Source organism: Aquimarina sp. AU58 (genome assembly GCF_900312745.1).
Lineage (GTDB): Bacteria > Bacteroidota > Bacteroidia > Flavobacteriales > Flavobacteriaceae > Aquimarina > Aquimarina spinulae.
On the sequence record NZ_OMPD01000014.1, the window covers coordinates 456,465 to 469,889 of the forward strand.

Consider the following 13,425-nt stretch of genomic DNA (forward strand, 5'->3'; position numbering starts at 1 on the left):
CACTATTATGTCAATTTTAGATTCTAAAATACCTGAAGGTCCACTGGCAGATAAGTGGACAAATTATAAAAATAAAATTAACCTGGTTAACCCTGCGAATAAACGAAATATAGATGTTATCGTTGTTGGTACAGGATTAGCAGGAGGAAGTGCGGCTGCTACATTGGCCGAGCTTGGATATAATGTAAAAACATTCTGTTATCAGGATTCTCCTCGTCGTGCACATTCGATTGCAGCACAAGGAGGAATTAACGCAGCAAAAAACTATCAGGGCGACGGTGATTCTGATTACCGGTTGTTTTATGATACCGTAAAAGGAGGAGATTATCGTTCTAGAGAGGCTAATGTATATCGATTGGCTGAAGTTTCAGGAAATATTATCGATCAGTGTGTAGCACAAGGAGTTCCTTTTGCACGCGAATATGGCGGATTGTTAGATAACCGTTCTTTTGGAGGGGTATTAGTATCTCGTACATTTTATGCCAAAGGACAAACAGGGCAGCAATTACTTCTAGGAGCATATTCTGCAATGAATCGCCAGATTAACAGAGGAAAAATACAAGCTTTTAACCGTCACGAAATGTTAGATTTAGTGAAGATTGATGGAAAAGCTCGTGGAATTATTGCTCGTGATCTGGTTACAGGAGAAATAGAACGTCATTCTGCTCACGCCGTGGTATTGGCTAGTGGTGGGTACGGAAATGTATTCTTCTTAAGTACCAATGCAATGGGGAGTAACGTAATGGCAGCGTGGAGAGCACACCGTAGAGGAGCTTTTTTTGCGAATCCTTGTTATACCCAGATTCATCCAACTTGTATACCTGTATCGGGAGATCATCAGTCTAAATTAACGTTGATGTCTGAGTCACTGCGTAACGATGGACGTATATGGGTACCAAAAAGAAAGGAAGATGTAGAAGCAATACGTGAAGGTAAATTAAAACCAACACAGTTATCAGAAGAAGAAAGAGATTACTATCTCGAACGTCGCTATCCAGCTTTTGGTAATCTGGTACCACGTGATGTAGCTTCGAGAGCAGCAAAAGAACGTTGTGATGCCGGTTTTGGAGTGAATAAAACAGGAGAAGCTGTATATCTGGATTTCGCATCAGCGATCCAACGATACGGAAAAGAAAAAGCAATGACTTCGGGTATGCATAACCCTTCTAAGGAAGAAATTACGAAGATGGGAGAGGAAGTTATCGAAAGTAAATATGGAAATCTATTTCAGATGTATGAAAAGATTGTAGATGAAAATCCATATAAATCTCCGATGATGATCTACCCTGCAGTACATTATACGATGGGAGGTCTTTGGGTTGATTATAACTTACAAACCACCATACCAGGATGCTATGCTGCAGGAGAAGCCAATTTCTCTGATCACGGTGCAAACCGCCTTGGTGCATCAGCATTGATGCAAGGGCTAGCAGACGGATATTTTGTGTTGCCATATACGATTGGGGATTATTTATCTAGTGATATTCGAACAGGAAAAATCCCAACAGATACACCAGAGTTTGATCAAGCCGAAAAAGAAGTGAAAGATCGAATCGAGAAGTTAATGGGTGGATCAGGAGAACATTCTGTAGATTATTACCATAAGAAATTAGGTAAAATCATGTGGAATAAATGTGGAATGTCTCGTAATGAGAAAGAGCTAAAAGAAGCTATCGAAGAAATCGCAGTACTACGTGAGGACTTTTGGAAAAATGTAAAAGTTCCGGGAACGGTTAATAGTATGAATCCAGAACTGGAAAAAGCAGGAAGAGTAGCTGATTTCTTAGAATTAGGAGAATTATTTGCCAAAGATGCATTAAATCGAAATGAATCTTGTGGAGGACATTTTAGAGAAGAATCTGTAGAGCAATCTGGAGAACAAAAAGGAGAAGCTCTTAGAGATGATAAAAACTTTAAGTATGTAGCAGCGTGGGAGTATAAAGGAGAACCTAAAGATGCACAACTCCATAAAGAAGACCTGGTCTTCGAAAATATTGAATTAAAAACACGTTCTTATAAATAAAAAGCTATGAATCTTACATTAAAAATATGGCGTCAAAGTGATGCTAATTCCAAAGGAAAGTTAGTAGACTATAAAATTTCTGGAATAGAAGGAGACATGTCTTTTTTAGAAATGTTAGACGTGTTAAATGAAGACTTGATCAATAAAGGAGAAGAGCCTGTAGTTTTTGATCACGATTGTAGAGAAGGGATCTGCGGTGCTTGTTCATTACAGATCAATGGAGAACCTCATGGGCCAGACCGTTTGATAACTACCTGTCAATTACATATGCGTAAGTTTAATGATGGAGATACGATCTATATAGAACCATTTAGAGCTAAAGCATTCCCGGTAGTAAAGGATTTAATGGTAGATCGTTCTTCTTTTGAGCGTATACAGCAGGCAGGAGGATATATTTCTGTTAATACTTCGGGAAATACACAAGATGCAAATGCTATCCCTATTCGTAAAGAAGATGCAGACGAGGCTATGGATGCAGCAACCTGTATTGGTTGTGGTGCTTGTGTAGCAGCTTGTAAAAATGCCTCGGCAATGCTATTTACTTCGGCTAAAGTTTCGCAATTTGCGTTGCTACCACAAGGTCAGGTAGAAGCTACAGAACGTGTACTGGCAATGGTAAACCAAATGGATGAAGAAGGATTTGGTAACTGTACTAATACAGGTGCCTGTGAAATTGAGTGTCCTAAAGGAATATCATTAGAAAATATAGCACGTATGAATCGTGAATATTTAAAAGCAAGTATGAAAGGATAGTTATATTCGTTACAATTATAAAATAGAAACCGAAGTATATACTACTTCGGTTTTTTTATTGCATAATTTTTTCAAAATATTGATAATAAGCTGTTTCGTAGTAATTATTGGTCTCAATTGGCTGTTTTTAAGCATTTAAAGTTAGATTTAAGCCAGTTTCTTCATGAACGGGGGAGTAATCTTTTAAATCTTCAAAAAATAGACATATGCCCACCAGAATCATATTTTTGAGTATCGCGTTTATTCATTTATTTCTTGAGTTTGGATAGGTGTATTATCCAGTATGAGTGTGGTATCAATTTTTTTCTCCTGATATTCTTCTATTGCAAAACCTTTTTTGATAACTACAGCATCATTTATTACAAATGGTTTGGGCATCATATTTTTATTTCTCGAAGGGATTGAGAAATGTTCATTGGTAAGTAAGTCATAAGAAGATTCATATAACACAAATTTTGGTAGTGAGTCCTTATGAAACTGCATTTGTAATTCTAACGGTTGATTTTTACTTACATGATATGTAAGCAGGTTCTGACTCCATCTTTTTGTAAATGCATTGTAGGTCTTACCATTAGAGTAATCAAAATCTACTGCGGTTTCACCATTAACTCGTAAAGCATTAAAATTAAACAGGGTTTCGGTATATAAATCAACTCTTTGGATATCTCGTTGAGGAGCAATACATAACTCCAGATGTCTCAGGTTTCCGATTATAGTATCTTTACTAATGTCTAATTTTGGTTGTCTTATGCTTTTGATAGGAGCTTGATTGGCATAAGCAAAAGATCTTCGATATTTACTTTGTAGTGTGTTTACATTATAAGTTTCGGCAATGTTTTCTTCTGGGTTAATATAATTTTGTGTCCATGAATCAAGAATATTATCATAAGAAGCCCACACGGCCTTATTTTGATCAGCATCTAAGATGTAGACAAGACTATTAGGTTTTTGCCTTTTTTCTGTAAAATCTGATTTTATATGAGCAGCAATAAAGAAGACTAGACTTAGAAGGAGGCATAAATTACCAAATAAATTTTTTCTTTGATAAAACCCAAAAATAGGGATTAAAACACCAAATAATAGAACCGACAAGACAGAAGAAACAAAAAGGATTTTTAAGCCCAAAGCTACAGGAAAAGCCGCAATAAAAGGAGATATAATAAAGATAGCAGGTAACGCCAAAACAACCATTAATACTGAATTAGGTCTTTTTTGTCGAATAAGAACAACTAATGATATCAATCCAAATAATACGACAATTATAAAATAACTGGCACCTTTAAGGTATAAAGCCGCCATAGTACAAATAACCAACCAAATAAACAATGGCCCTATAAGTAAACTGGCTTGATTTTTACTTTTACTAAGTTTGGCATATACTTTAAAACAAATAGCAATTGATAATAATACAAAAACGGTGATATATTGATAACCATTATACGTAAACCCATGTTGAATTTCATTATAATGAGGATAGATGATCTTAATCAGTTGCCATCCACCAAAAGTTAATCCTCCTGCAAATATCAGGCATAAAAGAAAAGCACCTAATCCTATTAAAGCTTCTTTGAAATCTATTCGATATGCAAATTTTCCGTAAAAAATTAGTACTATAAATAAGATAATTGCAATAATCAATAAAGCATATATCCAACTAAAAGGGTATTTAACAAGATTAAAAATCGGAGCATTAAAATAAATATAGTCCCGATCAGACTTAAGTACACTTAGGTCGACCTCAGAAAAGTAGGAAAGTAGAGGCATTAAGTAACTTCCTTGATGTTGCAATGTGCTTAGATCTAGATTTTGCCATGTGTCATTGGCAGTATGGTAATCAAAGTGGTCATCTATAAACGCAAAATTGAAGCCTTCGATATCTCCTTGTTTTCTTAAAACCGTAAGATCGGTATCGTTAGGTAGCATTTTATAAATACTATACGCAAGAGAATTAGTAACAGGATATTTTGCACCAGCTTTAGAGAATTCGCTAATCATTTTTCCATTCTTACCATTAGTTTCTATAAGCATATAAGAATTACCACCACTTCCTCTGGCTTCAAAATTAAGAGCAAGTCCAACATCTTTGGCCCAGGGATGTTTTTTTACAAAAAGATCTGCTCCAATAAGCCCGATTTCTTCTCCATCGGTAATACAAATGATAATATCATTTTTAGGAACCTTATTTGTAGCCAAATACGCTCTGATTCCTTCAAGAATAGTTGCGACACCACTACCAGCATCACTAGCTCCGTATGAAGAATGTGGCGAACTGTCATAATGAGACATAAGCACCAGCGACTTTGTAGAATTACTACCCTTAATCTTTGCAATGATATTTTTGGGTCTGCTTATTGCTCCTCCTTTAGAAATAGAAGTGCCTTCTTGAATTTCGGGTTGCAATCCTAGTTTTTTTAATTCATCCAGGATGTATGTTTTTGTTTCTTCATGTGCCGAACTACCGAGATAGTGAGATTGTTTAGAGATATTTTTTACATGTTCTAAAGCCCGAAGTGTAGAGAATTCCTGTTTAGAGGTCTTGAGATCTGTTATTTTTTGTGGTCTACTACTGTAAAATGTGTAAACTAATGAAATAAAAAGGAGGAGCAACGTAAGTAAAGAGGGAAACTTTCGCATGTGTGAATATTGGTTTAGGCTAAAGGTAAGAAATAAGCTACAATTATTAAAAATATACCTTCCGAAATGATACTTGATGATTTCATTCAATAGTTAAAAAATGATATAGTTAAAGGTATAAAAATTACATTTTAATTACATTAAAATTAAAATCTAACTTGATTAAGTTATTGTAAATCACTATATTTAAGATTCACTAAATCACTAGATATTATGGGAATAATCAGTTTTCAAGGAGCTCGCTCTAAGACGAAGAAGCAGGATGAGACACTAATAAAAGTCTCTGATTATATGACAAGAGATTTGATTACATTTAGTCCTGGTCAACCAGTTATGGAGGTTATTGAGACATTAGTAAAGCATAAAATATCAGGAGGACCTGTGGTTGATGATAACAATCAATTATTAGGTATTATTTCTGAAGGCGATTGCATCAAACAATTAAATGAAAGCCGTTATTATAATATGCCTATTGAAGATACCAGAGTAGAAAAATTTATGGTTAAAGATGTAGAAACAATAGATGGTAATCTTAATATTTTTGATGCGGCCAACAAGTTTTTACAGACCAAAAGAAGACGTTTTCCTATTTTGGAAGATGGTAAGTTAGTTGGACAAATTAGCCAGAAAGATGTAATGAAAGCAGCATTAAAAATGAATAGCCAAAATTGGAGAAACCGGTAACCAAATAATAATAGAAGCTAAGAATAACGGATGTTGTAACCTTTAGTTCTTATCAGATCCCGTTATTCTAGTTTCGAAACCATCAATACTAACAGCATTCTTTTCTTTTCGATAATTCTCTAGTCGCTCCTCTCCTTGTTTTTCGGACCAGGATTTTAATTGTGTTCTTTCTTCTTTAAAATCCATAAACGGAACAGCATATCCACAAGAGGTTTGTACCATATCTACATGCATTTCAATAATTTGTCTTGAACCTACGATCTTAGGAAATAAATGAATATAATTATGATAAGTTTCATCTTGTTTATGAAATATGCTGGCAGTTCCGTAAAGTCTTAAGATTAAAGGTTTTCCTTCAAAAGCACAGAATAGAATGGTCATTCTATTATTTTTTATGACATGGGCAGCAGTTTCGTTTCCACTTCCTGTAAGATTTAACCATACAATTTTGTTTGGTCCAATAACCCGAAATGTATCCATTCCTTTAGGAGAAATATTAACCCGTCCTTTATTGGCTGCTGTTCCTACAAAGAAAATGTTTTGTTTTGCTATAAAATCTTTTAATTCTGAACTTATCTCTGTTAATATTTTTGCCATTTTCTTATGATTATAACCTATTTTTAGTCAGAGAATAGGGTTAATTTAATTTCTTTTTACAATTGCATAAAAATCATTTTCTAGCGGAAGGTATCCTTGATCATACACAAAATAATAGGTGTTTCCGGTTTTGGTAACATAGATACTGGTGAAATGCTGAAAATCAAACCCTTTAGCCATCAATTTTGTCTTAGTAGTTTTAGTTTTATCCTTTGGATTTAATTCTTCGAGAATGCGATAGTTTTTACGCAATAGATTGTTGATATTACGGATCAGATTTTTACTATCCTTATTGAGTTGATTGTTATATGCATTACGACAGTAATCACTACAGAACTTTTTATCTGCTCGACCAACAATTTTATCACCACATACCGGGCATTCTTTTTGCATCAGAATATAATTTGATATGAAGATACAATAAATATCCGTTTACAAATGATTAACACCAAATGTCAAAAGAAAATATCTTGTGCTAATCTGTAGGTGTTGGCGTGCGCTTCTATAATAGTTTTGATATCTGGAGAATAACCACCACCCATAGAACACATTACTGGGATGTCAAGATCTTTGCATGTCTGAAGTACAAATCTGTCACGTTCTGCACAACCAGACAGAGTACACCCTAATTTCCCTAATTTATCGGTAGATAAGATGTCTACACCACTCAAATAATACATAAAATCAGGTTCCTGGTCATTGATAAGTTGAGGGAGCGTTTCTTTTAGGATTTTTAAGTATTCGTGATCTTCGGTTTGATTGGGGAGTTCAATATCCAGATCTGATTTTTCTTTTTTGAAAGGATAATTGTTTGCTCCATGCATCGAGAACGTGAATACAGTATCATCATTTTCGAATATTTCTGCAGTTCCATTACCTTGGTGTACATCGAGATCTACGATCAGTATTTTTTTTGCTAAACCATGTTGCAAAAGATATCTGGCCCCAATTGCCTGATCATTTAATAGACAAAATGCTTCCCCACGATCTGTATACGCATGATGAGTGCCACCAGCTATATTCATGGCGATACCATGTTGCATAGCATATTGAGAAGCTTTGATAGTACCATCAGCAATAATTACCTCACGATCGATAAGCTCTTTTGATAGCGGAAAACCAATTTTTCTAGCTGTTTTGGGATCTAACGATAATTCGATAAGACTTTTATAATAGCCTTTTGTGTGGACTGTTAGAATAGGTGCTGCATCTGGAATATTAGGGGTAAAGAAATTCTCTTCTTTACAGGTTCCTTCATAAAGTAATTGTTTAGGCAATAACTCGTATTTAACCATCGGAAACCGATGCTTTTCTGGCAAAGGATGTGTATAGATCGGGTGATACGCTATTTTGAGCATATAACTTAACTAATAACTGCCCCGGGGTTTACTCCATCCTCGTCAGGATTTAAGAATACGAGTTTTCCTTCAGGTGTTTCGGTCATTAGGATCATTCCTTCACTTTCTACACCTCTTAATGCTCTTGGAGCAAGGTTAACCAGAACCGTTACCTTTTTACCTACAATTTCCTGTGGAGAAAAGTGTTCTGCTATACCTGAAACGATCGTTCTAGTATTAATTCCTGTATCTACTTTAAGTACTAAAAGCTTTTTGGCTTTTGGCATCTTCTCGGCTTCGATGATAGTCCCAACGCGAATATCTAATTTGGTAAAATCATCAAAAGTCGCTGTATCTTTTTGTGGTTCCACCACTTTATTTTCTGCTTCGTTAGCTTTTTTGGTTGCTTCCAATTTGTCTAGTTGTTTTTGGATTTCGGCATCTTCGATTTTAGAAAACAGCAATTCTCCTTTCTCAATTTGATGTCCTGCCGGAAGAAGTACCTCTTTTGTGGCAACTTCATTCCATGTAGATTCTTGATCAAGTCTCGAAAAACCAAGGATTGATTTTAATTTCCTTGAAGTGAATGGTAGAAATGGCTCTGATAGTGTAGCTAATGCAGATGCAATTTGCAATGCAACATACATAATAGTTTTGGTACGCTCTTCGTCTGTTTTAATCAATTTCCAGGGTTCTTCATCTGCCAGATATTTATTTCCTAATCGGGCAACATTTAGCAGTTCCTGACTGGCTTCTCTAAATCGATATCGTTCTATAGAACTTGCAATAACCGCGGGATAGGCTTTAAGTTCTGCTAAGGTTTGCTCATCAACTTCAGAAAAAGTATTTGGCGAAGGTACTACACCACCATAATATTTATTGGTTAATACAACTACTCGATTGATAAAGTTTCCGAATATGGCAACCAATTCATTGTTATTTCGTGCCTGAAAATCTTTCCAGGTAAAGTCATTATCTTTAGTTTCGGGAGCATTGGCAGTTAATGCATATCGCAATACATCCTGTTGATCAGGAAATTCTTCTAGATATTCATGTAACCAGACTGCCCAGTTTTTTGATGTAGAGAGTTTATTACCTTCGAGATTTAAAAACTCATTAGCAGGTACGTTTTCGGGGAGTATATAGCTTCCTTCTGCTTTAAGCATACTTGGGAAAATAATACAGTGAAAAACAATGTTATCTTTTCCTATAAAGTGAACTAATTTTGTGTTCTTATCTTTCCAGTAAGGTTCCCAGTCTTTTCCTTCTCGTGATGCCCATTCTTTGGTAGAAGAGATATATCCTATAGGAGCATCAAACCATACATACAGTACTTTTCCTTCTGCGCCAGCTACTGGAACAGGAATTCCCCAATCCAAATCACGTGTTACTGCACGAGGGCGTAATCCATCATCTACCCAAGATTTGATTTGGCCATATACATTGGTTTTCCAATCTTTTTTATGCCCGTCGAGAACCCATTCTCTTAGAAAACCCTCATATTGATCTAGAGGTAAAAACCAATGTTTGGTTTGTTTTAGAATAGGCTCTGCACCAGAAATTGTTGATTTAGGATTGATAAGGTCTGTTGCATTAAGAGAGCTACCACAATTTTCGCATTGATCACCATACGCCTCTTCGTGACCGCACTTAGGGCAAGTACCTACTACAAATCGATCTGCCAGAAATTGATCGGCCTCTGGATCATATAGCTGTTCTGATGTTTCTTCTATGAATTTACCATCATCGTATAGTTTCTTAAAAAACTCTGAAGCGGTTTCATGATGAATAGGGGCAGAGGTTCTTGAGTAATTATCAAATGAAATTCCAAAATCATTAAAAGACTTTTTAATGATGGTATGGTACTTATCTATAATTACTTGTGGTGAAACTCCTTCTTTTTTAGCTCGCATAGGGATAGCAGCGCCATGCTCATCACTACCACAAATAAAAGCAACATCATTGCCAGTCATTCTAAGGAAACGTGAGTAAATATCTGCTGGGATATAAACCCCTGCCAGGTGGCCTATGTGAATAGGGCCATTGGTATATGGTAAAGCTGCTGTAATTGTATATCTTCCCGTCGTGCTCATAATGCTAAAAAATAAGGCACAAAGGTAATAAAAACACTTGCAAAATGTAACCCTGCATCATCCAATTATTTTGAACGAATGCAGGGATTGTATTCATCTATTTTATGAAATCAAAATTGATTTACTATAATTACCATTATTGGTCTGAATCTGATATACATAAGGGCCAGTACTTAGCCTTGTGTTTGCAGATAGTTTTACATCAATAACATGTTCTCCTTCTGTTAATACCTCATTTCTTAAGGTAGCTACTTTTTGTCCTACCACGTTATAAAGTGCAATATCTACATGAGTGGTTTCGGGATTTGCAATATTTATATAGGTTTGACTGTCACTATAGGTAACAATGTGAGTGATTCCTTCTCCATCGATAGGGATATTAGGATTAATACCAGAGCAATTGAACCCTAAATCTAAGGATTCAAAAGAACTACCCAAAAGGACTCTTCCTACAGTATTTTCATCAATACATAACCAATCTTTCATTACCGTGGCATAAACCTGCCTGAAATCTGTAGTGTTAAATACATTACCTCCACGGGTTAAGTTCGATAAATCAGGATGTTCTCCAGCAAAACCGTTTCCGTTAAGGGCAGAGCCAAAAAACATGGTTGGTGCTGCAGTACCATGATCTGTTCCCAGAGATCCATTTTCTCTAAATCGTCTACCAAACTCAGACATAGTCATAGTAAGTACTTTATCATCCCATCCTGCTGCGGTAAGATCTTTATAGAAGTTACTCACGGCTTCAGAAAATGAATTAAGAAGCTCCTGGTGTCTTTGTATTTGATTGTTATGAGTGTCGAACCCACCTAAAGTCACTAAATATACTTTGGTTCCCAGGTTTCCTTTGATTAACCTGGAAATAATACTTAATTGTCTACCCAGGCTATCATCAAGGTATCCTCCAAAATCAGTAGATCGTTCATATGCTGCACTAATTACATCGGCATAGGTAAATGTAGTGTTTGTAACTTCTCTAAGATGTCGTACTCTGTCATCATAAGTACATTCTCCAAGACCATCTGTACTATACGAAGTCCCGTTTTCTGCAATCTGTAGTAATCTTCTGGGATCAGAAACGGCAAAAGAGAAATCATTCTCTGGCCCTTTAAAAATTAAGTTCCCTATACTTCCTATTTGTATGGAAGGAGGGCTGGCTGGTGGGTTAAAAATATAATCGGGGTAAATTTCCTGAAAATATCTTCCCATAAAACCAGTTCTATCTTCTTCTTCTAAGTTAGTATTGGCATAGATATCAGAACCTCTAAAATGAGATAAAGATGAATCTTCGTATCCTACACCATGAACGACTCTCATTTGACCATCACCCCAAACACTTTCTAATTTGTTCATTGGTTTTGGCATGGCATAATCATCATCAAGTGTAATAAATTCACTTGGAGGGATTTTTATAAGAGGCCTGGCATTGGCATAAATATCATAATCATAAACAGGGATAATGGTATTAAATCCATCATTACCTCCTTGTAATCTAACAAGAATTAAAATATTGTCATTTGGTGCCTGACTAAGGGCTATTGATAAAGGGGAAGGTCGTGAAACCGAAAGAGGTGTATTACCCAACATCATTGATCCGCCACCAACAAGGCCTAATGCCTGAAGGAAAGATCTTCTGTTCCATTTTATATGGTCTTCTGTATTACAAGACCCGTCTTTTTTTATATTTTGGGAGTGATTAGTTTCGCACATAAGATTTTTATTTAAGTTGGAATTCAGGGATTTCTGCAATGTAATCTAGTAGAGCAGCAAATTGTTGAGGTACTTGAGGAAAACCTAAAGTCCACGTACCATCTTCATAATAATTGTCTGGGATACCATCAATCTTAAAAGCTCCTAAGGCTTCAGCAAAAGTAATGGCATCACCAATCCCTCTTGGGAAGAAATAATTTAGAATAGTTCTTACCACAAGATCTACATCTGCGGTAGACACTAACAGATTGCCATCGCTTTGTTCACCGATTGGCATTCCTACTAAAAAATCTCTAAATTGTTCCTGATTTTGGCTCCATGTGCGACTTACAATATATCGAATACTTTCCCAGCGACCGATCAATAAATCGGGGCTAATCCAGTCGTCATCGCCTTGCCAACCTTCAACATCTATTGGGTTTAATACGTCTTGTCCCAATGTGCGTACTGTATTTCGGTAAAAATCGATATGATCTACATCTGCAGGTAGCGCAAATCCTAATTCATTAAAAAAACTTATGTTTAAATCACAAGGGCTTTTGATAATTGCCCCTATAGCTTCTATATTAAAAAAATGTTCACTTTTAAATAATTGGCGAAGTACTGCTGCTATTTGATAACCGTTTGTAATAAAAGTTTGCACCATTTGGGCAACAATAGCATCATTACAAGTAGGGCTTACAAAATAGGTGTACAGTTTTGCGCAAATAAAGGTTGCAACTTGATTACTTCTTTGTTGAAATAAAATATTAACAACATCGTCATAGGTCCAGTTTCCGGTTTGACCGAAAATAGTCTTGGAGTCATTGCTAAACTGTGCTGGATCAAAAAGAACATCTCCCCAGGGAATATCATTTGTATTGACATACCCGGTTAGTGCTTTTGCTGTCTCCTGAATATCATCTTCTGTATATGCATTGTCTACACCAAGGGTAAAAAGCTCATATAGCTCTCGGGCATAATTTTCATTAGGCCTATCCCTTATATTTTCATCACCATTAAGATATACCAACATGGCATTCGATATACCTATATCGTATACAAAATCTCTAAAATTCCCCAAAGCGTGTATTTGAAGAAGGTTGTAATACTGAGATTGATATGCGGGGCTACGATAGGTATCATCTTCGGTGACAAAATGATTACTCCAAAATAAGGTAAGACGCTCTCTTACTTTGTTTTGAATCAAATCATTTATCATTTGATTTTTTCCTTGGGTTCGATAAAAACCTATATCATTATTGGGGTTAGCTGTCTCTGCAGCTTCAAATTGATCTCTATTCCATAAACCCCATGCTGGAGGGGGAGTGGCATTTAGAGCAATAGCATCATCAATAAGCTGATCAACCAATGCAGAAGGATTGTTTTGAGCCAAAGCAGCAAGAACCTCTGCTTTTGATGCTCCAAAAGCAATTCTACGATACAAATGATTTATTTTGCTTACGTTCCAGGGGTTTCCTGGAGAAGGCACATATTCTGCTAGGGAAGCAAGATTACATGAAGTATCCGACATCATAGGCAATAGGGTTTAAAAGTAGAGTAACGGGGACAAAATTCCTTACAATATAATAGATTATAACGAAAGTATTTG

At 35.9% G+C, this 13,425-nt stretch carries 10 protein-coding genes; 3 read left to right on the forward strand and 7 right to left on the reverse strand.

What is annotated here, in order from left to right:
* Window positions 1-7 precede the first annotated feature (7 nt).
* Both DK441_RS13665 and DK441_RS13670 read left to right on the forward strand, forming a co-directional pair.
* Window positions 8-2,023 carry a fumarate reductase/succinate dehydrogenase flavoprotein subunit gene (locus DK441_RS13665; RefSeq protein WP_109851223.1) on the forward strand — a complete coding sequence of 672 codons (2,016 nt, stop codon included), beginning with the start codon at window positions 8-10 and terminating at the stop codon, window positions 2,021-2,023.
* Window positions 2,024-2,029: 6 nt separating this feature from the next.
* Window positions 2,030-2,776, forward strand: a complete 747-nt coding sequence (locus DK441_RS13670; RefSeq protein WP_025665805.1) for a succinate dehydrogenase/fumarate reductase iron-sulfur subunit — start codon at window positions 2,030-2,032, stop codon at window positions 2,774-2,776.
* Between the two features lie 240 nt (window positions 2,777-3,016).
* Here the strand turns inward: DK441_RS13670 and DK441_RS13675 are convergent, their stop codons facing one another.
* On the reverse strand, window positions 3,017-5,410 hold the full coding sequence (locus DK441_RS13675; protein ID WP_109851224.1) for a M28 family peptidase: 2,394 nt from the start codon (window positions 5,408-5,410) through the stop codon (window positions 3,017-3,019).
* Window positions 5,411-5,623: 213 nt separating this feature from the next.
* On the opposite strand from DK441_RS13675, the gene DK441_RS13680 reads away from it, so the two are divergent.
* On the forward strand, window positions 5,624-6,094 hold the full coding sequence (locus DK441_RS13680) for a CBS domain-containing protein (RefSeq protein WP_109851225.1): 471 nt from the start codon (window positions 5,624-5,626) through the stop codon (window positions 6,092-6,094).
* 42 nt (window positions 6,095-6,136) lie between these two features.
* Here DK441_RS13680 and DK441_RS13685 read toward each other — a convergent pair whose 3' ends face one another.
* The 6 genes from DK441_RS13685 to DK441_RS13710 all read right to left on the reverse strand — a co-directional run bounded on the left by DK441_RS13685 (window position 6,137) and on the right by DK441_RS13710 (window position 13,350).
* Window positions 6,137-6,691: a pyridoxamine 5'-phosphate oxidase family protein gene (locus DK441_RS13685; RefSeq protein WP_109851226.1), complete on the reverse strand. Its 555-nt coding sequence runs from the start codon at window positions 6,689-6,691 to the stop codon at window positions 6,137-6,139.
* Between the two features lie 45 nt (window positions 6,692-6,736).
* Entirely contained in the window at window positions 6,737-7,084 is a 348-nt protein-coding gene (locus tag DK441_RS13690; protein WP_109851227.1) for a DUF2116 family Zn-ribbon domain-containing protein, read from the reverse strand.
* Between the two features lie 62 nt (window positions 7,085-7,146).
* Window positions 7,147-8,049 (reverse strand): histone deacetylase, encoded by a 903-nt coding sequence (locus tag DK441_RS13695; RefSeq protein WP_109851228.1) that lies wholly within the window; start codon window positions 8,047-8,049, stop codon window positions 7,147-7,149.
* 5 nt (window positions 8,050-8,054) lie between these two features.
* Window positions 8,055-10,121: a methionine--tRNA ligase gene (metG, locus tag DK441_RS13700; protein WP_109851229.1), complete on the reverse strand. Its 2,067-nt coding sequence runs from the start codon at window positions 10,119-10,121 to the stop codon at window positions 8,055-8,057.
* A gap of 102 nt (window positions 10,122-10,223) precedes the next feature.
* Complete coding sequence (locus tag DK441_RS13705) at window positions 10,224-11,834, reverse strand: DUF1501 domain-containing protein (RefSeq protein WP_109851230.1); 1,611 nt, start codon at window positions 11,832-11,834, stop codon at window positions 10,224-10,226.
* 7 nt (window positions 11,835-11,841) lie between these two features.
* A complete protein-coding gene (locus DK441_RS13710; protein ID WP_109851231.1) occupies window positions 11,842-13,350 on the reverse strand; it encodes a DUF1800 family protein in 1,509 nt (502 codons plus the stop codon).
* Between the last annotated feature and the right edge of the window lie 75 nt (window positions 13,351-13,425).

Bases quoted from the DNA above. Each gene is read 5' to 3' on its own strand.
- DK441_RS13695 (WP_109851228.1), bottom strand. From the start codon at position 8,049: ATGCTCAAAATAGCGTATCACCCGATCTATACACATCCTTTGCCAGAA.
- DK441_RS13690 (WP_109851227.1), bottom strand. From the start codon at position 7,084: ATGCAAAAAGAATGCCCGGTATGTGGTGATAAAATTGTTGGTCGAGCA.
- metG (WP_109851229.1), bottom strand. From the start codon at position 10,121: ATGAGCACGACGGGAAGATATACAATTACAGCAGCTTTACCATATACC.
- DK441_RS13685 (WP_109851226.1), bottom strand. From the start codon at position 6,691: ATGGCAAAAATATTAACAGAGATAAGTTCAGAATTAAAAGATTTTATA.
- DK441_RS13665 (WP_109851223.1), top strand. From the start codon at position 8: ATGTCAATTTTAGATTCTAAAATACCTGAAGGTCCACTGGCAGATAAG.
- DK441_RS13675 (WP_109851224.1), bottom strand. From the start codon at position 5,410: ATGCGAAAGTTTCCCTCTTTACTTACGTTGCTCCTCCTTTTTATTTCA.
- DK441_RS13680 (WP_109851225.1), top strand. From the start codon at position 5,624: ATGGGAATAATCAGTTTTCAAGGAGCTCGCTCTAAGACGAAGAAGCAG.
- DK441_RS13710 (WP_109851231.1), bottom strand. From the start codon at position 13,350: ATGATGTCGGATACTTCATGTAATCTTGCTTCCCTAGCAGAATATGTG.
- DK441_RS13670 (WP_025665805.1), top strand. From the start codon at position 2,030: ATGAATCTTACATTAAAAATATGGCGTCAAAGTGATGCTAATTCCAAA.
- DK441_RS13705 (WP_109851230.1), bottom strand. From the start codon at position 11,834: ATGTGCGAAACTAATCACTCCCAAAATATAAAAAAAGACGGGTCTTGT.